This window comes from Acinetobacter sp. YH12046 (assembly GCF_013419905.1).
GTDB lineage: Bacteria > Pseudomonadota > Gammaproteobacteria > Pseudomonadales > Moraxellaceae > Acinetobacter.
In genome coordinates this window covers 1-20,632 of the sequence record NZ_VOZF01000005.1, presented here as the reverse complement: position 1 = coordinate 20,632, position 20,632 = coordinate 1, and the positions used below count along the sequence as shown (strand labels likewise).

At 43.1% G+C, this 20,632-nt stretch carries 24 protein-coding genes; 16 read left to right on the top strand and 8 right to left on the bottom strand.

Annotated features, from left to right (window positions below):
- Positions 1-261: 261 nt before the first annotated feature.
- From FTU03_RS05180 to FTU03_RS05160, 5 genes are all read right to left on the bottom strand, one after another.
- Entirely contained in the window at positions 262-1,044 is a 783-nt protein-coding gene (locus FTU03_RS05180) for a thiazole synthase (protein WP_034702140.1), read from the bottom strand.
- Positions 1,045-1,061: 17 nt separating this feature from the next.
- Positions 1,062-1,259 (bottom strand): sulfur carrier protein ThiS, encoded by a 198-nt coding sequence (gene thiS, locus FTU03_RS05175; protein ID WP_005235073.1) that lies wholly within the window; start codon positions 1,257-1,259, stop codon positions 1,062-1,064.
- A gap of 39 nt (positions 1,260-1,298) precedes the next feature.
- Positions 1,299-1,664: a DUF423 domain-containing protein gene (locus tag FTU03_RS05170; RefSeq protein WP_004782466.1), complete on the bottom strand. Its 366-nt coding sequence runs from the start codon at positions 1,662-1,664 to the stop codon at positions 1,299-1,301.
- 137 nt (positions 1,665-1,801) lie between these two features.
- Positions 1,802-2,671 (bottom strand): RNA polymerase sigma factor RpoH, encoded by an 870-nt coding sequence (gene rpoH / locus FTU03_RS05165; RefSeq protein ID WP_004782464.1) that lies wholly within the window; start codon positions 2,669-2,671, stop codon positions 1,802-1,804.
- A 141-nt stretch (positions 2,672-2,812) separates the two neighbouring features.
- Positions 2,813-3,046, bottom strand: coding sequence for a sulfurtransferase TusA family protein (locus FTU03_RS05160; RefSeq protein ID WP_179992283.1), 234 nt, complete (start codon positions 3,044-3,046; stop codon positions 2,813-2,815).
- 383 nt (positions 3,047-3,429) lie between these two features.
- On the opposite strand from FTU03_RS05160, the gene FTU03_RS05155 reads away from it, so the two are divergent.
- On the top strand, positions 3,430-3,645 hold the full coding sequence (locus tag FTU03_RS05155) for a cold-shock protein (protein WP_004782461.1): 216 nt from the start codon (positions 3,430-3,432) through the stop codon (positions 3,643-3,645).
- Positions 3,646-3,741: 96 nt separating this feature from the next.
- Positions 3,742-4,893 (top strand): ATP-dependent RNA helicase RhlB, encoded by a 1,152-nt coding sequence (rhlB, locus tag FTU03_RS05150; RefSeq protein WP_004782458.1) that lies wholly within the window; start codon positions 3,742-3,744, stop codon positions 4,891-4,893.
- Positions 4,894-4,953: 60 nt separating this feature from the next.
- On the opposite strand, the gene FTU03_RS05145 is transcribed toward rhlB, so the two are convergent.
- On the bottom strand, positions 4,954-5,331 hold the full coding sequence (locus tag FTU03_RS05145) for a hypothetical protein (protein WP_171505595.1): 378 nt from the start codon (positions 5,329-5,331) through the stop codon (positions 4,954-4,956).
- A 265-nt stretch (positions 5,332-5,596) separates the two neighbouring features.
- Here FTU03_RS05145 and FTU03_RS05140 point away from each other — a divergent pair, with 265 nt between their 5' ends.
- The 13 genes from FTU03_RS05140 (at position 5,597) to FTU03_RS05080 (ending at position 18,529) form a co-directional block, all read left to right on the top strand.
- Positions 5,597-6,175 (top strand): nitroreductase family protein, encoded by a 579-nt coding sequence (locus tag FTU03_RS05140; RefSeq protein WP_034169994.1) that lies wholly within the window; start codon positions 5,597-5,599, stop codon positions 6,173-6,175.
- A gap of 33 nt (positions 6,176-6,208) precedes the next feature.
- Complete coding sequence (locus FTU03_RS05135; RefSeq protein WP_034704062.1) at positions 6,209-7,282, top strand: NAD(P)H-dependent glycerol-3-phosphate dehydrogenase; 1,074 nt, start codon at positions 6,209-6,211, stop codon at positions 7,280-7,282.
- 72 nt (positions 7,283-7,354) lie between these two features.
- Positions 7,355-7,810 (top strand): histidine phosphatase family protein, encoded by a 456-nt coding sequence (locus FTU03_RS05130; protein WP_179992284.1) that lies wholly within the window; start codon positions 7,355-7,357, stop codon positions 7,808-7,810.
- Positions 7,811-7,839: 29 nt separating this feature from the next.
- Positions 7,840-8,982, top strand: coding sequence for a type II secretion system protein GspL (gene gspL, locus FTU03_RS05125; RefSeq protein ID WP_179992285.1), 1,143 nt, complete (start codon positions 7,840-7,842; stop codon positions 8,980-8,982).
- Positions 8,982-9,461, top strand: a complete 480-nt coding sequence (gene gspM / locus FTU03_RS05120; protein WP_004782448.1) for a type II secretion system protein GspM — start codon at positions 8,982-8,984, stop codon at positions 9,459-9,461. The genes gspL and gspM overlap by 1 nt, the downstream gene beginning before the upstream one ends.
- Before the next feature lie 90 nt (positions 9,462-9,551).
- Complete coding sequence (locus FTU03_RS05115; RefSeq protein WP_005235085.1) at positions 9,552-10,553, top strand: quinone-dependent dihydroorotate dehydrogenase; 1,002 nt, start codon at positions 9,552-9,554, stop codon at positions 10,551-10,553.
- Between the two features lie 5 nt (positions 10,554-10,558).
- Positions 10,559-11,140: a CvpA family protein gene (locus FTU03_RS05110; protein ID WP_005235088.1), complete on the top strand. Its 582-nt coding sequence runs from the start codon at positions 10,559-10,561 to the stop codon at positions 11,138-11,140.
- Between the two features lie 24 nt (positions 11,141-11,164).
- Positions 11,165-12,700, top strand: coding sequence for an amidophosphoribosyltransferase (gene purF / locus FTU03_RS05105; protein ID WP_179992286.1), 1,536 nt, complete (start codon positions 11,165-11,167; stop codon positions 12,698-12,700).
- A 91-nt stretch (positions 12,701-12,791) separates the two neighbouring features.
- A complete protein-coding gene (locus FTU03_RS05100) occupies positions 12,792-14,681 on the top strand; it encodes a M48 family metalloprotease (RefSeq protein WP_171431267.1) in 1,890 nt (629 codons plus the stop codon).
- A 208-nt stretch (positions 14,682-14,889) separates the two neighbouring features.
- On the top strand, positions 14,890-15,537 hold the full coding sequence (locus FTU03_RS05095; RefSeq protein WP_179992287.1) for a hypothetical protein: 648 nt from the start codon (positions 14,890-14,892) through the stop codon (positions 15,535-15,537).
- A gap of 22 nt (positions 15,538-15,559) precedes the next feature.
- Positions 15,560-16,540 (top strand): D-glycerate dehydrogenase, encoded by a 981-nt coding sequence (locus tag FTU03_RS05090; RefSeq protein ID WP_004782439.1) that lies wholly within the window; start codon positions 15,560-15,562, stop codon positions 16,538-16,540.
- Positions 16,541-16,625: 85 nt separating this feature from the next.
- Complete coding sequence (locus FTU03_RS05085) at positions 16,626-18,068, top strand: M48 family metalloprotease (RefSeq protein ID WP_171521883.1); 1,443 nt, start codon at positions 16,626-16,628, stop codon at positions 18,066-18,068.
- Between the two features lie 101 nt (positions 18,069-18,169).
- Positions 18,170-18,529, top strand: coding sequence for a hypothetical protein (locus FTU03_RS05080; RefSeq protein WP_004782434.1), 360 nt, complete (start codon positions 18,170-18,172; stop codon positions 18,527-18,529).
- 80 nt (positions 18,530-18,609) lie between these two features.
- On the opposite strand, the gene FTU03_RS05075 is transcribed toward FTU03_RS05080, so the two are convergent.
- Positions 18,610-19,056: a GatB/YqeY domain-containing protein gene (locus FTU03_RS05075; protein ID WP_004782432.1), complete on the bottom strand. Its 447-nt coding sequence runs from the start codon at positions 19,054-19,056 to the stop codon at positions 18,610-18,612.
- Between the two features lie 33 nt (positions 19,057-19,089).
- Positions 19,090-19,305, bottom strand: coding sequence for a 30S ribosomal protein S21 (rpsU, locus tag FTU03_RS05070; protein ID WP_001136722.1), 216 nt, complete (start codon positions 19,303-19,305; stop codon positions 19,090-19,092).
- 146 nt (positions 19,306-19,451) lie between these two features.
- Between rpsU and tsaD the strand changes: the two genes are divergently transcribed.
- A complete protein-coding gene (gene tsaD / locus FTU03_RS05065) occupies positions 19,452-20,468 on the top strand; it encodes a tRNA (adenosine(37)-N6)-threonylcarbamoyltransferase complex transferase subunit TsaD (protein WP_004782431.1) in 1,017 nt (338 codons plus the stop codon).
- Positions 20,469-20,632: the final 164 nt, after the last annotated feature.

Here is a 20,632-nt window from a genome sequence, read left to right as displayed (position 1 = left end):
AGTTTAGCAAAATAGGTTAAGTCATCTCTTTGAATATTGGATAGATATTTATGGTGAACTTTAAAGCTTTTTTATAAATTCAACTATGGATTTGAAGTTCCTATTCGAATTAATCCGAACCAAGACGTGAACTTTTAATATTTAATTTTCAAAGTTGACCGGGGTATTGGGTATCTAAATTTAAAAGTCCAGGAGTTTGCTGGAAACTCCTGAACAGATCGACATGATTTAAATAATTTTTTGGGCCTCTAGCCTCGATTATTATTTAAAGAAATAACCGGTTTCAGGTGAGCTGGCATTGGCCATGCGTTTGCGTGGCATACGACCGGCCAGGAATGCTTCACGACCCGCTTCAACCGCCTTACGCATCGCAGAGGCCATCAAGACCGGATTTTGTGCAGCAGCAATCGCAGTATTCATCAGTACGCCGTCACAGCCTAGTTCCATGGCAATCGCTGCATCACTGGCAGTACCGACACCCGCATCAACCAGCACAGGCACTTTGGCATTTTCTTTAATAATCGAAATCGTGTGTGGATTCAGAATCCCCAGACCTGAACCGATCAGACTACCTAAAGGCATGATTGCTACACAGCCCATACTTTCCAGTTCTTGTGCCACGATCGGATCATCTGAGGTATAGACCATGATTTCAAAACCGTCATCAATCAGGGTACGCGCTGCTTTCAAAGTTTCGGTAATATTTGGATAAAGAGTCTTTTCATCACCCAGAACTTCCAGTTTTACCAGGTTATGACCATCCAGCAGTTCACGTGCTAGCATACAGGTGCGTACTGCGCTATTGGCATCAAAACAGCCCGCAGTATTTGGTAAAATGGTGTATTTTTCTGGTGGAACCACTGAAAGCAGGTTCGGTTGGTCTGGATGCTGACCAATATTCACCCGGCGAATAGCAACCGTTACAATTTCTGCACCACTGGCCTGAATGGCCTGATCTGTTTCATTTAAATCTTTATATTTGCCTGTGCCTACTAAAAGACGAGACTGGAATTGGCGTGAACCGATCTGTAATAAATCTTGCATAATTGTTCCAAGTGTTATTAGCCGCCACCGACTGCGTGAATAATTTCTATTTTGTCCGCTTCGCAAATGGGCGTTTCACCCAATCTGCTTTTAGAAATAATCATTTCATTGACCTCAACTGCAAAGCGTTTACCCTCAAGCGCCAGACTTTGAACCAGTTCCAGCAGGTTCTTGCATTGAGTTTCTTGTTGTTCGCCATTGATATACACCAGCATCTTGGCAACCCTCCATGATTATTGATTAAAGCATCAGACCTATTTGAGGTATTTTACGGCATTCCAGGCCAGAATTAACCAGCCAGCAATCATTAAGGCACCACCAATTGGCGTAATTGCACCTAAACCGCGCGGCAGACCCAGTGCCATGACATAGAGTGAGCCACAGAACAGGAAAATCCCCGCCTGGATCAGGAGAAAACTCCATTTGATTGGCAATTCAGGAATTACTCGGCTGATCACTGCTAGAATAAGTAAGCCAAGAGCATGGTAGAAGAAATAATCTGTGGCCGTTTGCCACCAGGTCAACTGTGCTTCAGTCGCTCGAGTCTTTAAACCATGGGCACCAAATGCGCCGAGCATGACTGCAAGCGCAAGATTCAGTGCTGAAATCGCAATCCACATTTGAATTGACCTTCCCAATAAAGTTTGCGCTTAACCTTAGCATAAAAGCTAAGGCTGAAACACGGCATTAAAAGACAAAAAAAGCCTTCATATATGAAGGCTTTTTCTTAAGATTAGTAGTTTATTAATTCAATACATCAGTTTGAAGACATTGCTACTTTAATCTTTTCCATTGCATTCTTTTCAAGCTGACGGATACGTTCGGCGGAAACATTATATTCAGCTGCCAGTTCATGCAAGGTTGATTTTTCATCATCCAGCCAGCGACGCTGCAAGATATTACGGGAACGGTCATCTAACTGTTCCATCGCTTCATGCAGAGCAGAGGTGCTTTGTTCCTCATAGTCTTCATTTTCAATCAGACGTGCCGGGTCATAACGGTTGTCTTCCAGATATAGTGCTGGAGCAACGTGAGTTGAATTTTCGTCATCATCGTCACCTGATGCTTCAAATGCTGCATCATAAGCCGTCAATCGGCCTTCCATTTCCAACACCTGTTCTGGTGTTACATTCAGGTCATTGGCAATCGACTGAGCTTCTTCAAGCGTTAACTTTTTAGAAGACTTTTTCAGACTACGTAAATTGAAGAACAGTTTACGCTGCGCTTTAGTGGTCGCAATTTTGACAATACGCCAGTTACGAATTACATATTCATGAATTTCAGCTTTGATCCAGTGCACCGCAAATGACACCAGACGTACGCCCATACTAGGGTCAAAACGCTTAACGGCTTTCATCAGGCCAAGGTTGCCTTCCTGGATCAGGTCACCTTGAGGCAGGCCATAACCTGCATAACTACGTGCAATATGTACCACGAAACGCAAATGAGACATGACCAGCATTTTTGCTGCGTCCAGGTCCTGGTCGTAGTAATAGCGTTCGGCCAACTCTTTTTCTTGTTCGGCCGTCAAAATAGGAATTTGATTGACAGTGCTAATATAAGCACCAAGATTGACACCTGGCGCCGATAATGACAGGGGCATCAATTGATTGCGGCTGTCACTCATGTGTTCTCCTTGAAGTGCGGGGGATTTAACCCTTAACTAGGTTTTATCTTAATCCAAACTCTCCTCAAATAATGGATATTTGGGTAGAGAAATGTAAACTTTTATACGAGTATGGAGAGCATCCAGTTTAATTGAAAATTTTTAAGATTCAATCAGGTAGTGATACTCGGTTGCAGAAATCTGTTGAGATTCGCATTTTAACTGATGCATTTGGCAATACCGTGTAACATCAGTTTGACTATGTGGATCTGATGACTTTAGCAAGAATGTTTTGCCCTGATCTGCTTTTAATGCACGCTTTAACATCAGGAGCGGCATCGGACAGGGCTTACCCATGGCATCAATAATATGCGCTTGACTGTGGTTATCACTCATTTCCGTTTTATTCATATCGCAAAAAAAAGGCTATAAATATTAGCAAATAGGATGCCAAAACCCAACTATTTGGCTAAAAAGTTACATGAAATAATATATATAATTTTTCTGATATATATTGTGAAAAAAATAACTAAATCAAAAGGAACAAAGCTAAAAAATATCTATTAATTGTCATAAACCCATGTTAAGCTCGTTGCGTATTTAGGATTTCAGATAAACAAATTGATTGTTTTTCGCCCTATACACAATGGATGTAACCGGGATTTTGTTAATAGTTTTACAGAATGATTACAAGCTTAAAAATAATATTTTCAAACTTGTTTGCTCTGCTGTTTGCAACACCGGGTGGTCCTTTTTTTAGTATCAATGAGGATTAACTTATGACAGCTGCTCGTGAACAAGGCGTAGTTAAATGGTTCAACGACACTAAAGGCTTCGGCTTTATTCAACGCAACGGCGGTGATGACGTATTCGTTCATTTCCGTGCAATCCAAGGCGAAGGCCACCGTTCACTTCGTGACGGCCAACGTGTTGAATTCAGTGTAGTTAAAGGCCAAAAAGGCTTCCAAGCTGAAGAAGTTCAACCATTAGACTAATCTTCGGATTAAGCTAATAAACGCCCCAATATAAATTGGGGCGTTTTTTGTTTATACTATTCCATCTTAGTGATTATCAAATTAGAGCAGCGCTTTATGTCATCTGGTTTTGAAACCTTAAATTTACATCCCCAACTGAAAAAGGCAATTGATGCTTTAGGCTTTACTTCCATGACGCCGATTCAGCAGAAGGTTTTAAAATTCACCTTGGCAGGACATGATGCTATTGGTCGTGCACAAACGGGTACGGGTAAAACAGCCGCATTCCTGATTAGCGTGATTAATGACTTGCTGAATAATCCGGTAAAAGAACAGCGTTATCGTGGTGAACCGCGTGCACTGATTCTGGCACCAACACGTGAACTTGCCCTGCAAATCGAAAGCGACGCGCATGAGCTGACCAAGTTTACTGACCTGAGTGTCGTAACACTTCTAGGTGGTGTAGATTTTGACAAGCAGAAAGCTCAATTGGATAAAGCGCCAGTGGATATCATGGTTGCTACTCCAGGGCGTCTGATTGATTTTGTCGAGCAAAAAGAAGTCTGGCTGGATCAGATTGAATTCCTGGTGATTGATGAAGCTGACCGTCTACTGGATATGGGTTTTATTCCATCAGTAAAACGTATTGTGCGTTTCTCGCCACGCAAAGAGCAGCGTCAGACGCTGATGTTCTCTGCAACTTTTAGCTATGATGTCTTGAATCTGGCACAGCAATGGTTATTTGAACCGGTCACTGTCGAAATTGAGCCAGAGAAAAAAACCAATGCCGACGTAGAACAGCGTGTGTATATGGTGGCGAAAGCAGACAAATATAAGTTGCTGCAAGACATTCTGCGTGATGAGCCGATTGAAAAGGTCATGATTTTCGCTAACCGTCGTGATCAGGTACGTAAGCTATATGATCATTTAAAACGTGATGGTTATAAGGTGGTAATGCTGTCAGGTGAAATTGCCCAAGACAAACGCTTAAAAATGTTAGACCAGTTCAAAAATGGTAAACATAACATCATGATTGCGACAGACGTTGCCGGTCGTGGTATTCATGTGGATGGCGTATCTCATGTGATTAACTTCACTTTACCTGAACAGTCCGATGATTACGTACACCGTATTGGTCGTACTGGTCGTGCGGGAACGCGTGGTGTAAGTATCAGTTTCCTGGCGGAAGATGATGCGTTCTATTTGCCAGAGATTGAAAAAGCGATTGGACAAAAATTACCGCTGACCCGTTTGGAAGGCTATTGCTAATCTAAACTGCAAAAAAACCGCTCTTTAAGAGCGGTTTTTTATTACTGCATATGTTGAAGCTTATTTGGCTTCACAGCGGAACGTTAAAACAGTCTGATAATCATCATTCTGGTTCAATCCGGTGTTGGTGCCGGCAATATTGCCTAATACAGTCGCAGCAGCCTGAATCATTTGTCCGGTCTGTTCATCGACTACACCTTTTAGTGCACCATTATAAGAAGTTTTTTCATCCAGAATAATCGCAGTTGCTTTAGAGCCACATGTTTTGCTGGCTGCATTCACTGCATTATTTTTAGAGGTTAACTGGTTTTTACCTAATCCTGTTACTTCAAACTGATTATTTTCCTTTTGAACCGCTACTGAAGTCGGGTTAGATGCACAGGCAGTTAAAAGTAGAGCTGAAGCTGCTAATCCGCTGATCGCAATTGTTTTTTTCATCATAAAATCTCGCTTGAAAACAGAACTGGGAATATTGAAACACAGTAAAAAGCACAGAATTAGGAGCTGTTGTATAAGTTTGGCAATTTTTGATGTTGCTCTATGAGAGAAAAGTGAATGAAAGAGACATTTTATTGATTCCACGGAAAATATTGTAATCTTCCTTAAATATTTTCGGGGTAGAGGTATTTGCAAGTTTCTAGAGTATTGTTAGTGGAATATGCTAATCTTGACCGTAGTTTTTAAGTTATAGATCTATAAAGCAATGACGGAATCTGTGGTCGACATCGTTCATCAAAATATTCACCAACGTCAATCAATAGGACATTTGCTGGCACCTGCGCCGAATGCAGAACAGTTAGAAATGGCATTTAAAGCTGCTTTGACAGCACCGGATCATCACCGGTTAAAACCTACCACTTTTGTGATCATCCCGGATGCGCAACGTGAAGCATTTGGTGAACTGTTATCGCAAGCACTGATAGATCTGGGTCAAACTGAATCAGCTCAGATTGAACGGGTCAAGAATCATCCTTTTCGTGCACCTTTGCTGGTACTGGCATTAACCCGTTTGCAGGATCATCCGAAAGTGCCACATTTTGAGCAGATTTTGAGTTCAGGTGCCGCTATTCAAAACTTCTTGCTGTCTTTGCAGGCTCAAGGTTTTTCAACTATGTGGCGTAGTGGCGCAGTAGTAGAATCAAAATTTTTCAAGCAGTCGCTCGGCATTGGTAAGGATGATCTGGTTTCTGGCATTATCTATATCGGTACGGCGGCAAAAGCGATTGCACCACGTGCTGAAATCCAGACCCAGAATTATGTAAGTTATTGGAATCAAAACTAAGGCATTTCAAGACACAGGATATTAGAAAACAAGATGTCAGAATTAAATTTTACCGATTTGATTGAACCGGTAGTGGTCAACCAGAATACGGCTTTAAGAATTACAGTTTTAGGCGGTGGTAGTTTTGGTACTGCAATGGCCAATACCGCGGTTCGAAATGGCTGCGATACCATGATCTGGATTCGTGATCCGGAAGTAGCTGAAGATATTAATGCAACACATATCAATAAACGCTATCTACCGGATTTTAAGCTGGAAGAAAATCTGCTTGCTGTGTCCGATCTGGAGAAGGCTGTTCGTGATCGCGATATTATTCTAGTCGCGATTCCAAGCCATTCTTTCCGTGATGTGTTGCAGCAGATCAAGCCCTTTATAACCTCTCAAGCGGTGATTTCCCTGACAAAAGGGATCGAAGCCAATACCTTCAGCTTTATGAGTGACATCATTCGTGAAGAACTACCGGAAGTGCCTTATGGTGTGCTGTCTGGTCCAAACCTGGCCAAAGAAATTGTCGCAGGTCAGCCGGCAGGTACGGTGATTGCCAGTGAATCTGAACTGGTACGTTATGCAGTGCAACAGGCACTCCATAGTGCATTATTCCGTGTCTTTGCCAGTGATGATGTGCATGGCGTAGAACTGGGTGGCGCATTGAAAAATATTTATGCGGTCGCGATGGGAATGGCGGCTGCCTATAATGTCGGTGAAAATACCAAAAGTATGATTCTAACTCGTGCGCTAGCTGAAATGAGCCGATTTGCAGTCAAGCTGGGTGCAAATCCGCTAACTTTCTTGGGGCTTTCTGGTGTAGGTGATCTATTTGCCACTTGTAACAGTCCGCTGAGTCGTAACTATCAGGTCGGTTATGCATTAGGTAAGGGTAAAACCTTAGAGCAGGCGACGACTGAACTGGGTCAAACTGCGGAAGGGATCAACACCATTGTGCAGGTAAAAGCGCGTTCAGAAGAGCTGGATGTTTATATGCCGATTACAACTGCCTTGTATGAAGTGATCTTTGAAGGAGCGCCGCCGCTGACGATCGCTTTATCTTTGATGAAAAATGGTCATCGCAGTGATGTGGAATTTGTCTTGCCACATCATCAAGTCTGATCTATAACACAGGAAGAGCGATGATTATAATGCTGACTGATGACCGTAGCGACAAAATAAATAGGGAATAAGATGCAACTGACTTTAGTGCGACATGGCGAAGCCGCGCCACCAGTGAGTGGGAATGATAGCAAACGTCCCCTAACGGAACGCGGGCATCACCAGGCGGAACAGACAGCGCAGTATTTAAAGGACATCATTAAACCGGAAGTATTTGTGGTCAGTCCTTTATTGCGTGCGCAGGAAACTCTGGCGCATTTACAGCACTATTTTAAAGATGTGCCCGTGGTGATCTGTAATACCATCAAGCCTGATGATGATGCTAAAGTTGCAGTTGAATGGTTATCGCAGTTGCCGTATGAGTCCATTGCGGTGGTTTGTCATATGAATGTTGTGGCGCATATTGCCTCCATTCTCGTGACTGAGTCTTTTCATCCATTTCATTTATCAGAAGCACGTATTTATGATCAGGCCGTGATTGCACCAGGCTTATCAACACAAGTTAAAAGCTTTATTCCAACAGTATAAAAACCAATTAAAACGGTAGAACACAATCGATGTTGTATTTATGGATGCCGGAAGCCAATGGGGTTTGGCAATGGTCAAAGGGGGAGTTCTGGAACACTGCTGCAACACTTGAGCAGCTGATTCAGGATATTCAGGCTTATCATGGAGAAGAGGCGACGGTCTTTTTTCCAAGTCGTCATGTGCAAATTTTGCAGCAGACTTTGCCAAAGAGCCAATATAAAAAAATGGGCAATGATGGCATTAAATATCTGTTAGAAGAATATGTAGTACTGCCTGTCGATACCATGAAAGTGCTGCATCATTTTCAGCAGCCTGACCAGATCAGTATTCTGGGGATTGCAAATTCTACAGTTGAAACTTTGCAGCATGCCCTGAATTTGATTCCTGTTAAACTCGCTGCATTATTGCCAGACTTTCTGGTTTTGCCAGTGCCTGAACATGCGCAGCAGCGCGTTATTGCACAAATTGGTGGGCATTTGCTGGTACGTGAAGCTGAATATATCGGCCAGTCAGTGGATGATCTGAGCCTTTATCTGGATTTTCAGTCTAAAGATCTGGAATATCAGGTCAGCAATCTCAGCCCTGAACAAATGAGCAGTTTAGAAGCGGTAGCAACACGTGAACAATTAAACTCGTTCCAATATACGTTGCCAATGCTAAAAAAACTGAAACAGCATCCATTTAATATCCTGCCAAAGGGTAAATCGGATCATACTGTTTCCGGTTACTGGAAAGCCTGTGCGGCGGTTTTTCTTGGGATTTTAGTACTACAGTTTACTTATGATGCGGTGCGCTGGTATCAATATAAAAAAGTCGCCAATACCACTGCGATGCAGGCGATTGACCAGTTTAAATATTGGTTCGGACAAAATTATCCGGTCACTGAGCAGAATATTAAAAGTCAGTTTGAAGCCCAGCTTCGTCAAAGTCAGACTGCGGATACTCAGGCTTTGCAGCTCATTAGCCGAGTCGGGCCGGTGTTGATGCAAAACCAGATTGTGGCACAGCGTGTCAATTATGATCCGTCTGGATTGAGTCTGCAGTTACAGTCCAATTCATCTGAAAGTTTAAATACTTTGACCAAGCAACTGGGGCAGCAGGGCTTTAAAGTAGAATTGGGGAATATACAGGCGAATGGAACAGGCGCCGTAGGGCTGGTGAAAATACAATAATGAAAGCTATTGAAACCTTACAGAACCGCATGGATCTGCAAATTGAAAAACTGACCGATTATCTGGATCGTTTGTCAGCACGTGAACGCATTCTGGTAATCTTTACCACAATCTTTGTGCTGGTGACCGCTGTTGCGAGTGCACTCTGGGCAATGCATCAGGCAGCAGATACCCAGCAGAAACGTTTAAATGATCTAAAAGATACGCTGGTCTGGATGCAAAGCAATGCTGTTACTATGAAGCCGGCAGGAGACTTGCAATTAGATGCAGCAGAAAAAGTGCAGCGTATTGCTCAGCAACAAGGGCTGTCGGTCGCATCACAGCAAATGGATGGAAAAATTCAGTTGATGCTGTCTCATGAAAATTATTCTGTGCTGGCCAACTTCCTGACACAGTTGGCACAAATGGGGCTAAGTATCGAGAAAATGGAACTAAATAATGAAGCAGGGCAGATTAAATTAACAGCGACTGTGCAATAACTGGTAAAAATAAAGATTTGCAAAGCATGGTTTTTTTGTCAGCCTATGCCTATAATATGCCGACTTAAAAAGCAGTAGACTTTTCTAGATATGTTGTATTCTCTAGCCCGCCCTTTGTTGTTTTCTTTAGCACCAGAGCGTGCACATGAGCTGACACTATCACTATTAAAATCATCCCATAAAATGGGCATGATGCGTCAAAATGTTGCTGTGAAACCTGTGACCTGTATGGGAATCGAATTTCCTAATCCGGTCGGTCTTGCAGCAGGGTTAGATAAAAATGGTGCCTATATTGATGCCTTGGCCAGTCAAGGCTTTGGTTTTATTGAAATTGGTACCATTACTCCACGCCCGCAACCTGGTAATCCTCATCCACGTTTATTCCGTCTTCCGAAAGCCAAAGCGATTATTAACCGTATGGGTTTTAATAATGATGGTGTGGACAAACTGATTGAAAACGTTAAAGCTGCAAAATTTAAAGGTGTACTGGGAATCAATATCGGTAAAAACGCTGATACTCCGGTAGAAAAAGCAGTAGATGATTACCTTATTTGTTTAGAAAAAGTCTATAATTATGCTTCCTATATCACCGTTAATATTTCTTCTCCAAATACCAAGAACCTGCGCAGTTTACAAAGTGGCGATGCACTGACTGAATTGCTGGAAACGCTGAAGAATCGTCAGCTGGAACTGGCTCAGGAACATCAGCATTACGTTCCTCTGGTATTAAAAGTTGCACCGGATCTTGAAGCTGAAGATATTGCCTTTATTGCCAAGCAGTTATTGCAATACAAGATTGATGGTCTGATCGTGACCAATACCACATTGTCACGTGAAGGTGTGGAAGGTCTGGAGCATGCAGAAGAAGCGGGCGGTTTATCAGGCGCGCCAGTCTTTGAGAAAAGCACGGCATGTCTGGCTGCATTTGCAGAGGAATTAAAGGGACAAATTCCATTGATTGGTGTGGGTGGTATTCTTTCAGGTGCGGATGCGCTGGCCAAGAAAAAAGCTGGTGCAAGCCTTGTACAAGTCTATAGTGGCCTCATATATACTGGGCCGGAACTGGTTAAAGACTGTGTAGCCGCGCTTTAAATCCTATGAATGCCATTGATATCTTTCTACTGATTATCTTGCTCATTGGAGGGCTCAACGGTTTGCGCCAAGGATTTATTAAAGCCTTTGCGAACTTAGTGGGATGGATTTTTGCCTTGATTATTGCGGCGAAATATTCAACACTACTTGCGCCCTCAATGGTTGCTCTCAGTACAGATCCAGTGGTACAGAAGATTGCAGCCTTTGCCTTTATCGTTCTGATGATTGTGGTACTCACCTGGATTGTCACCTTTCTGCTCAACCGCATTTTAAAAACCCTGAAACTCGGTCCGCTGAATCGTCTTGCGGGCGGTGTTTTCGGTAGCCTGAAAGGTTTGCTGATTGTTCTGATTACCATGCAGGGGATTGGCCCTTGGGTGGAAAGTTCGCCGCACTGGAAGCAGTCCAAATTTATACAGGTCTTATTGCCATATGCGCCTTGGGCAACAGAGCTCTCCAAAGAAGCCGCAAATGGCGCCCTGCAACATATCAAGTCTGAAGGGGCACAGAAACCTTCAGATTCCTCATCTGAACCGGCATCCAAGGCCAAGAGTTCAGATGCGTCAACGAATAATCCTTTTTATTAATCCTAGCTTGTCTGCGAGGTTGCTATGTGTGGAGTAGTTGGTATAGCTGGTAAATCACCTGTTAACCAAATGTTGTTTGATGCATTAACGATGTTACAACATCGTGGACAAGATGCAGCTGGGATTGTGACTTGTCAGGAAGGCCGCCTGTTCCTGCGTAAAGATGTCGGTATGGTCCGTGATGTATTCCATACCCGTCATATGCGTGCTTTACAGGGTAATTATGGTATTGGTCATGTGCGTTACCCAACGGCGGGTACTTCAAGCAGTGCCGAAGCGCAACCATTCTACGTAAACTCACCTTATGGGATTACGCTGGCGCATAACGGTAACCTGACCAATGCTGAAGAAATTCATGATGACCTGTTTAAAACTGATCTGCGTCACATGAATACTGATTCAGATTCAGAAGTGCTACTAAACGTACTGGCGCACGAATTACAAAAACGTGGCAAGCTGGTACCTACCTCTGAAGATATTTTTCAGGCTGTAACGCGTGTACATGAGCGTTGTAAAGGTGGATATGCCGTTGTTGCGATGATTACCGGTCAAGGTCTGGTAGGCTTCCGTGATCCAAACGGTATCCGTCCATTAATTTACGGTTCGCGCGAAACAGAAAGTGGTATGGAATATATCATTGCTTCTGAATCTGTAGCGATTACGGCACTAGGCTTTAAGGTTGAACGTGATATCGAACCAGGTGAAGCAGTTTTCATTGATTCTGACGGTAACTTCTTTACCCAGCAATGTGCAGCGAATCCAGAATATCGTCCATGTATTTTTGAATATGTGTACTTTGCTCGTCCAGATGCAACTATTGATGGGATCTCTGTGTATAAAGCCCGTTTGAAAATGGGTGAGAAACTGGCACAAAAAATCCTGCGCGAGTGGGGCGATGAGCATGACATCGATGTGGTGATTCCAATTCCGGATACTTCGCGTACTTCGGCATTAGAATTAGCCAATATGCTAGGCGTGAAATTCCGTGAAGGTTTCATGAAAAACCGTTATATCGGTCGTACCTTCATTATGCCAGGTCAGCAACTGCGTAAAAAATCAGTACGTCAAAAACTGAACCCGGTTGAGCTCGAGTTCCAGGGCAAAAACGTTCTACTGGTCGATGACTCGATTGTGCGTGGTACGACTTGTAATGAAATTATTCAGATGGCACGTGATGCGGGTGCGAAAAAAGTATTCTTCGCTTCTGCGGCACCTATGGTGAAATATCCAAACGTATACGGTATTGATATGCCGGCGAAATCTGAACTGATCGCTTCTGAACGCAGTGTAGAAGAAATCCGTGAAATCATTGGTGCTGACCGTCTGATTTTCCAAGATCTGGAAGACCTGAAAGATGCAGTACGTACCAAAAAAGTTCCTCATTTGCGTGAATTTGACTGTTCTGTATTTGATGGTGTGTATGTCGCAGGTGGAATCAATGCTGAATACCTCGATCAATTAGAGCAAAAACGCAGTGATGGCGCCAAAAAAGGCGACAATTTTATTGATGTGAATATTGATGCAGCATCAGTTGACCTGACCGGTGTACGCGAAGTCTAAGCAATTAAAATCATGATGAAAAAGCGGGAATTTCCCGCTTTTTTGTTTTATGATGAGCCCAAGGAAAGACCAGATCAGTTAGGGTGGTAGATTGAAAAGCGTAGGATATGCTTTGGTCAAAAACAAGAATATGCTATTGCTAGCCAGCTTTTGTCTGATTGCGATACTATTAACAGTTCTGATTATCAATACAGTGGTTGGCCTGTTTGTTTTCTATGCTGATCCTGGCCAGTCGATATGGTGGCATGTCCTTAGTCCTTATCTGGTAGCACTGGTTTTGTTCTTGATGATTATTTCGGTCATCTATGAATTTTATACGTTTCGTGCCGGCGGCTATTCTTTAGCCCAGCAAATGGGCGCGCGTCGACTGAACCAAATGGAAAGTATTCCGGAAGAAAGTGCTGCACTACGGATCAATACTCAACTGGCAGATACGTTCCTGATTGAACCGCCAGCTATGTATGTCCTGCCGAATGAAGTGGGGGTCAATGCATTAACAGCGGGTTTTAGTCCACGTGATACTGCTATTATTCTGACTTGGGGTGCATTACAAACTCTTGATGAAATTGAACTTTATGGCTTGCTCAGTCATGAATTTAACAAGATTCTATCTGGTGAAACAGCTGAAAATACCCGCCTGAAAATTCTATATAGCAGTCTGACCACTTTTAGCCAGTGGGGCAGCAAGATTGCGAAGTTGGGGTTTTATCGAAATGATGTACCTCGGGAAAACAAGTTTGAAACCTTCTATGTCTCAATCGGAGCAGTCATCTGGTTGATTGGCAGCTTGGGTATTTTGATTACACGTTTTATTAAATATATTTCATTGGGCGGACGTACCTATAAAAATGACCAGAAAACCCGACGCCTGATTCAGAATGATGCCAATATTCAGACTTTATTGCGCATTCATGTGCATCATTCAGGATCACAGATCTATAGTGAATATGCCGAATCCATTTCACATATGTGTTTTGCCAATTCTTTAAGTCCACAGAACTGGTTGAATATTCATCCGAATATTAATCAGCGTATTTATGAATTAAATCCTGCCTTGATTCAGGATCTGCAGCTTGAAAATCTGAAGAAATTAAAAAACCAGCCTTTGTTTAGTCTGTTCCGCTCATTGGAAGATGTCGTACCTGAAAGCACAGCAGTCTGGGAATCCCCACAGCCTTTGCCTTTGTTACGCTTGTCTCCAATTAGCTTCGCCATTAAAGATGCCATCAAGCCATTGAATCCTGAACTACGTGCCAATATGCCGCGTCCGGAACTGATTGAGCGTGCTTTGCAAACTTCGACCGGTTCACGTGAGGTGATGGTCGCGATTCTGATGATCCGGCAATATCGTGAGTTTATTCCAACCGAGGCAGAGGTCAGTCGTGCGATTATTGATTCATTATTAAATCTGGATGGACGGGTACATATCTCGATTTTCCAGCAGGCCTGTAAAAATATTGGTGGAATGCCTACCACGGTGGCACGGCAGTTTTTAATGAAGCTGGCAAGGATTATTCAGGAAGATGGTGAAATCGGTTTGCTGGATGCCTTATTGCTAGAACGGGTGAAGTATGAACTGAATTTGCTGCCGATGCATACACCGACGTCTTTAGATGAAGTCAAACCACAGATTGTACGTCTGATTGATGCCTTGCTGCATGTGCAGCAGATTAACAGCGATAATCAGCTAGAGGTTCGGGAAAAGATTTTAAATCGTATTCTTAGCCCAAGAGAACTTGATCTGTATAGTGAAATCTCAGATGAGCCGATTGATTTGGCTGAGATTTTAAATGATATTGCAGGATTGTTATTACGTGATCGTTTGAGCATGTTGGGTATTGCAGAAGTTTGCCTGTGGAGCGACCGGATCATGACCCAGGATGAGCTGGATGTAATGGAACTTCTGTACTGGCGCTTGGGTTTTGAATCCAATGAAATTACCCAGCAAATGCTTAAGAAAAACAGCTTGATGATTATCTAGTATTTTTAAATTAATAAGATGTATTTAACTCCAGTTTTTCAAGAACTGATCTATAAGCCAACTTGCAGTAGAAAAAAGTAATCTTATAAATTGATTTCTATTCTGAGTTAAAATGACTCAAGAAAGAGAGTGAAAAGCTGGAAATAGTTCGGCAAAGAAAAGCGAATCCCGTTAAAATGTTCAACCTGAAATAGGTGATGAAGAAAAGATGATTGGGCATCAGCGTGACATACTGGCAACATTAGGAATCGATATCTGGATTCCCAAGGGCGACGTATGTCAGCAGCATCAGGTTTCGATCTGGCGTGATCAGGCCCCAGCAGAATTACATAGCGAAATCATCCTGCCACAACCGACTCAGATTGCTCCGGTAGAAAAAGCTCCTTTAATTGCGCCTGAGCCTGTTACAGTTGAAGCAAAAGCTGAAGTTAAAAGTGAAGTACCAGTAATTGTTGCATCAATTCAGGAACAGCGGGAAATTCTGCATATTCCGCCATTCAACTTGCAGGCTTTAAGCTTGGAACATTGCACGATTGTCATCGATGCCACAGAAATGACCGAGCAAACCCAGCATTTATGGAGCAATATCCAGTGTGCTCTGCAAAGTGAATTTTATGAATTAAACTGGCCATTTCCATGGATGAATCTACAAGATGGCCGAGGTGTTGAATCTTATATTCAGGGTTTTCTGGACATGATGAGCCTGGAAAAAAATATCATTTCCCTTGGCTCTATTCCGCATGTGACACATAATAAAATGATTCAACTGGCATCTTTACAGGAAATGCTGGATCAGCCCATACTTAAAAAACGCTTATGGCAATTTATGCAAAACAGGCCAGCGAACTCAGAATAATATTGATGTGGAATAGGGACATATGAAGCAAAAAGTGATTGTATTTAGCCAGATCGATCAGGATGTCCAAAAAAAACTCGAACAAAATTTTAATGTAGTAACTTTACAGCCGAAACTGGGCAATGTGCATGAGCAGTTGCTGGAACATGTGCGGGATGCCGATGGCATGATCGGGGCAGGAAGGTTGCTCAATCGCGATAATCTGGCACCAGCAACCCGACTTAAAATCATTTCTAGTGTCAGTGTAGGGTATGACAACTATGAAGTTGATTATCTGAATGAAAAAAATATCTATCTGACCAATACCCCCCATGTCCTGACTGAAACCACGGCAGATCTGGGATTTACGCTGTTAATGGCAGCTGCACGCAAAGTGGCTTATCTGGATCACTGGACCAAACAGGGACAATGGCACCGCACGACACGTGAAGCACAGTTTGGTATGGATATTTTCGGAAAAACGCTGGGGATAATCGGGCTAGGGCATATTGGGGCAGCAGTTGCACGCCGTGGATTTTACGGTTTCAATATGAATATCTTGTACCATAATCGCCATGAAAAACCGGAATTGGCTCAAGGGCTCAGTGCACAGTATTGTTCTCTGAATGAGCTTTTGCAGCGCTCAGATTTCGTGGTGGTTACCGTGGATTTAAATGCTGAGTCAAAAGCACTGATTGGAGCAGAACAACTGGCACAGATGCAGCCACATGCGGTGCTGGTAAATATCTCCCGTGGGCCTGTGATTGATGAGCAGGCTTTGATCGAAGCTTTAAAAGCCAACCAAATCTTTGCTGCGGGTCTGGATGTTTATGAGAAAGAGCCTTTAAAAGAATCAGAATTATTTGAACTGGATAATGTCATTACCTTGCCCCATGTCGGTTCGGCCACAGTGGCGACACGTCGAAAAATGGCTGAGCTGGCTTATCAGAATCTGGTTGATGTACTTGAAGGGCGGGTGCCACGCTATGTGGTGAATCCGCAAGTGATTGGTTCATCTAAGTAATATTAAATAACATTTTCCTGCATCAATGCTCATTTTTCGATGCTATATTCGAGACAGGTTGAAACTGAATTTTAGAGATTTTTCATTGAAACGTTTGGTATTGGCGTGCGGGTTAGGTCTGTGTGCAACGGCAGGACATAGTGATAATAATTATTTTAATCAGCCTGCTGCACAATTTTCTGTACCGGATATTGGTGCGGGCGTCGGATTGATCGATCAGCAAAAAGAACAAATGATCGGCGAAAAGGTCTATCGTCAAGTCCAGAAACAAATGCCTGTGATTCAGAATCCATGGCTTGAAGATCAGTTGCTTTCCGTATTTTCCCACATTCTCAGTCAGACCAAATTACAGCAACCGATTGGTTTAATGCTAATCAATGATCCGCAAATTAATGCTTTTGCAGTACCCGGTGGGTTATTTGCCCTAAATGCGGGTTTGATTAATTCTGCTCGAAATACGGATGAAGTGGCAGGGGTGATGGCACATGAAATTGCACATGTTACACAACGTCATTACAGTCGTTCGCAAGAAACCTTTAAAGGACAAGGACTGTTGGCCCTAGCAGGGATTCTGGTGGGTGCATTAGTCGCTTCACAGGCAGATGGTGATGCCGGTGCAGCAGTGATGATGGGTTCTCAGGCAGCACTACTTGATCAGCAATTAACTTATAGCCGTAATCAGGAACGTGAGGCGGACCGGATCGGAATGCAATATATGTATGCTGCCGGATACAGTCCGCACAGTATGGCGGATTTCTTTGAAGTGATGCATCGGTCCACTAGCCGTTTAAGCTTTATGCCAGATTTCTGGCTGACGCATCCTTTAACTACTGAGCGTATGAGTGAAGCGCGTTTGCGTGCCAATCAGTTGCCTGCGGTTAAGCGTAATTTAAATGATCAGGATTTTGAAATCATTAAATGGTATACACGGGTACTGTCACGTCAGACCACTGAACAACAGCTCAACTTGATGGTGCAACGCAATGATTTTCCTGGCCAGCTGGCTTTAACGGCTTATCAGCTTCAGCAGGGAGACTTTCAGGCGGCACAAGTCGCACTGGATCAAGCCAAAAAGCACAATAACATGCATCCTTTGCAGGTGTTATTTCAAACTGATATTTATCTGGGACAAAATCAGCTGGATAATGCGCTAAAAAGCATTAGTTCAGCCGCACGGATCATGCCGGAGAACCGTGCTTTAAATTATAAATATGCTGAAACCCTGATTCGTGCTAAACAGCCTGATCAGGCCAGAACGATTGTGCAGCGCTTTTTAAATAGCAATACCCGTGATGTTAGTGGCTGGAGATTAATGCAACTGGCAGCGAATGCAGCACCTGATTCATCGATAAAAGCCGCGAATGTCTTGCGTTATCGGGCTGAAGTGGAGTACTGGTCAGGCTATGAAGAAACTGCGATTAAGTCCTTAATACATGCTCAACGCATCAGCAAAGGCAATCAGTCTTTATCGGCAACGATTGGCCAGCGTTTAAAACAGATGCAGCAAACGCGACAGTTTAAAATTTAAGTCTATTTTTCTAATGATTTTTAGCTTCAGTAGATATAGCCGAAGTTCACTAAATCACGCTACAATCCGGGCAAAGCTAAGTTGTCTATTTTAATTATTTTATGAAAAAAATATTATTGGGTTTATTGATATTGGGGTACGGCGGTAATGTATTGGCGGCTAGTGCAGCAGAATACGTACAGTCCGTTGAGCAGATTAATGCTGATTATCAAAAAGAATCACGCCAGTTTTTAAAAGGTTTAAATCCACAGCAGCAGGGTTTTAGCGCATCGCAGAATCAGCAGTTTTGCGCGATTGTGCAGCGCTATGTGGATCGTTTATATAAAGCGGCAGACCAGAACCGGGCTTATCTGGATCGTCAGTATCAAAATGTAGGCAAGCAGGATGTCATACTGCAGGTAAAATCTTCAAAAGAGATGCAGTTGCTGAAACGTTATAATGTGGATTGTAATTTACAGTAAGAATAAATAAGAAAATGCTGAGAACTGTCCGGAATGGAGGCAGTTCAACGCAGATTTAGATTTGAAATAGAATGGGGGAATTAAGCAAGTTTTGCTTTAATTTTTGCTGAAACTTGTGCAGGATCGGCGCGCCCGGCTATGAGCGGACGCAGAGAATTCATCACCTTACCCATATCTTTCATGCTAGTAGCTTGTTGCGCTTCAATTATTTGCGCAATCAGGGAATCAAGTTCTTCCTCAGTCATAGCTTCTGGTAGAAATTGAGAGAGAACCTCAACTTCGGCTTGTTCCTTACTAGCTAAATCATCTCGACCAGCGCCTTCAAAGGCTTTGATCGATTCTTTACGTTGTTTAATTTGCTTTTCAATGACCGCAAGAACTTGAGCATCGTCAAGTTCTTTACGCTCATCGACTTCGATTTGCTTAATTGCTGCTTGCAGACTACGAATGACCGTCAACTTTGACATATCTTTGGCACGCATGGTGGCTTTCAATACGTCAGTAATCTGGTTTTTTAAAGTAGTCATTATTTATTCCAAGCAGTCAATCACAAATTAATCTTAGTAAAGGCGAGTAGTACGTACTGATTCACGCGCCAATTTCTTTTGGTAGCGTTTAACAGCAGCAGCTTTTTTACGTTTACGTTCTTGAGTTGGTTTTTCGTAGAATTCACGTTTACGAACGTCAGCAAGAACACCCGCTTTTTCGCATGAGCGTTTGAAACGACGGATAGCTACGTCTACTGGTTCGCCTTCTTTCAATTTAACTTGTGGCATGAAGAATCCTCATTAAGTTATGGATAAGATCAGGGCCGAATTGCCCTCGATCACAAGTGAAGGTCAGTATTTTACTCATTTACATCTCATATCACAAGTCTATAATAGTTGCTGCAATAGATTTGATACAGGTTATAGGCAGTTTAATGATCGTTTTAGGCTTGGAAACGTCGTGTGATGAAACAGGACTTGCGCTGTATGACAGCGAGTTGGGTTTGCGCGGACAGGTGCTGTACAGCCAGATTAAACTGCATGCTGAATATGGCGGCGTCGTACCAGAACTGGCTTCGCGCGACCATGTGCGTAAACTCATTCCCTTACTGAATGAACTGCTTGAACAAAGTGGCATCAAAAAATCAGAAATTGATGCGGTGGCCTATACCCGTGGTCCGGGCCTGATGGGCGCGTTAATGACTGGCGCACTGTTTGGTCGGACTTTGGCCTTTGCCTTAAATAAACCGGCAATTGGTGTGCACCATATGGAAGGTCATATGCTGGCACCATTACTTTCTAAAACGCCACCAGAATTTCCATTTGTGGCATTACTGGTGTCTGGTGGTCACTCACAGCTCATGGCCGCTTATGGCATTGGACAATATGAATTACTCGGTGAATCGATTGATGATGCGGCGGGTGAAGCATTTGATAAAGTTGCGAAAATGATGGGTCTGCCATATCCGGGCGGCCCGAATATTTCCAGACTAGCTGAGCAGGGCGATCCGAACGCCTTTGCTTTCCCACGTCCAATGCTGCATCAAGGTTTGGAGTTTTCATTCAGTGGTTTAAAAACTGCAGTTTCTGTTCAAATGAAGAAACTCGGTGAAGAAAGACGTGATGCAGATATCGCTGCGAGCTTCCAGGAAGCCATTGTCGATACACTTGTTAAAAAATCAGTGAAGGCATTGAAACAGACTGGCTTAAAACGTCTGGTGATTGCTGGTGGTGTAAGTGCCAACAAGCGTTTACGTGAACGCCTGGAAGCAGACTTGGCGAAAATCAAAGCCACCGTGTACTATGCAGAACCTGCGCTGTGTACCGATAATGGTGCGATGATTGCCTTTGCGGGTTATCAACGTCTAAAAGCCGGACAGCAAGATGGTTTGGCTGTGACCACAACTCCACGTTGGCCAATGACAGAATTGACGAATCCGGCAGAAGCTTGATTTAAAGATTCAGGATGAAGAAAAGGGGCCTTAAGCCCATTGCTGTCCCACAATTTTTCACAAGAGGAAGCTCAAATGAGCTTCCTCTTGTTTTATGGGTATTTTATCGGGTGAAAATAAAGCTTTTAAAGTTCTTCTTTCAAACAAATTCACTTGAATTATTC

Excerpts from the sequence above, each read along its gene's own strand:
- FTU03_RS05180 (WP_034702140.1), bottom strand. The coding sequence starts at position 1,044 with ATGCAAGATTTATTACAGATCGGTTCACGCCAATTCCAGTCTCGTCTT.
- thiS (WP_005235073.1), bottom strand. The coding sequence starts at position 1,259 with ATGCTGGTGTATATCAATGGCGAACAACAAGAAACTCAATGCAAGAAC.
- FTU03_RS05170 (WP_004782466.1), bottom strand. The coding sequence starts at position 1,664 with ATGTGGATTGCGATTTCAGCACTGAATCTTGCGCTTGCAGTCATGCTC.
- rpoH (WP_004782464.1), bottom strand. The coding sequence starts at position 2,671 with ATGAGTGACAGCCGCAATCAATTGATGCCCCTGTCATTATCGGCGCCA.
- FTU03_RS05160 (WP_179992283.1), bottom strand. The coding sequence starts at position 3,046 with ATGAGTGATAACCACAGTCAAGCGCATATTATTGATGCCATGGGTAAG.
- FTU03_RS05155 (WP_004782461.1), top strand. The coding sequence starts at position 3,430 with ATGACAGCTGCTCGTGAACAAGGCGTAGTTAAATGGTTCAACGACACT.
- rhlB (WP_004782458.1), top strand. The coding sequence starts at position 3,742 with ATGTCATCTGGTTTTGAAACCTTAAATTTACATCCCCAACTGAAAAAG.
- FTU03_RS05145 (WP_171505595.1), bottom strand. The coding sequence starts at position 5,331 with ATGAAAAAAACAATTGCGATCAGCGGATTAGCAGCTTCAGCTCTACTT.
- FTU03_RS05140 (WP_034169994.1), top strand. The coding sequence starts at position 5,597 with ATGACGGAATCTGTGGTCGACATCGTTCATCAAAATATTCACCAACGT.
- FTU03_RS05135 (WP_034704062.1), top strand. The coding sequence starts at position 6,209 with ATGTCAGAATTAAATTTTACCGATTTGATTGAACCGGTAGTGGTCAAC.
- FTU03_RS05130 (WP_179992284.1), top strand. The coding sequence starts at position 7,355 with ATGCAACTGACTTTAGTGCGACATGGCGAAGCCGCGCCACCAGTGAGT.
- gspL (WP_179992285.1), top strand. The coding sequence starts at position 7,840 with ATGTTGTATTTATGGATGCCGGAAGCCAATGGGGTTTGGCAATGGTCA.
- gspM (WP_004782448.1), top strand. The coding sequence starts at position 8,982 with ATGAAAGCTATTGAAACCTTACAGAACCGCATGGATCTGCAAATTGAA.
- FTU03_RS05115 (WP_005235085.1), top strand. The coding sequence starts at position 9,552 with ATGTTGTATTCTCTAGCCCGCCCTTTGTTGTTTTCTTTAGCACCAGAG.
- FTU03_RS05110 (WP_005235088.1), top strand. The coding sequence starts at position 10,559 with ATGAATGCCATTGATATCTTTCTACTGATTATCTTGCTCATTGGAGGG.
- purF (WP_179992286.1), top strand. The coding sequence starts at position 11,165 with ATGTGTGGAGTAGTTGGTATAGCTGGTAAATCACCTGTTAACCAAATG.
- FTU03_RS05095 (WP_179992287.1), top strand. The coding sequence starts at position 14,890 with ATGATTGGGCATCAGCGTGACATACTGGCAACATTAGGAATCGATATC.
- FTU03_RS05090 (WP_004782439.1), top strand. The coding sequence starts at position 15,560 with ATGAAGCAAAAAGTGATTGTATTTAGCCAGATCGATCAGGATGTCCAA.
- FTU03_RS05080 (WP_004782434.1), top strand. The coding sequence starts at position 18,170 with ATGAAAAAAATATTATTGGGTTTATTGATATTGGGGTACGGCGGTAAT.
- FTU03_RS05075 (WP_004782432.1), bottom strand. The coding sequence starts at position 19,056 with ATGACTACTTTAAAAAACCAGATTACTGACGTATTGAAAGCCACCATG.
- rpsU (WP_001136722.1), bottom strand. The coding sequence starts at position 19,305 with ATGCCACAAGTTAAATTGAAAGAAGGCGAACCAGTAGACGTAGCTATC.
- tsaD (WP_004782431.1), top strand. The coding sequence starts at position 19,452 with ATGATCGTTTTAGGCTTGGAAACGTCGTGTGATGAAACAGGACTTGCG.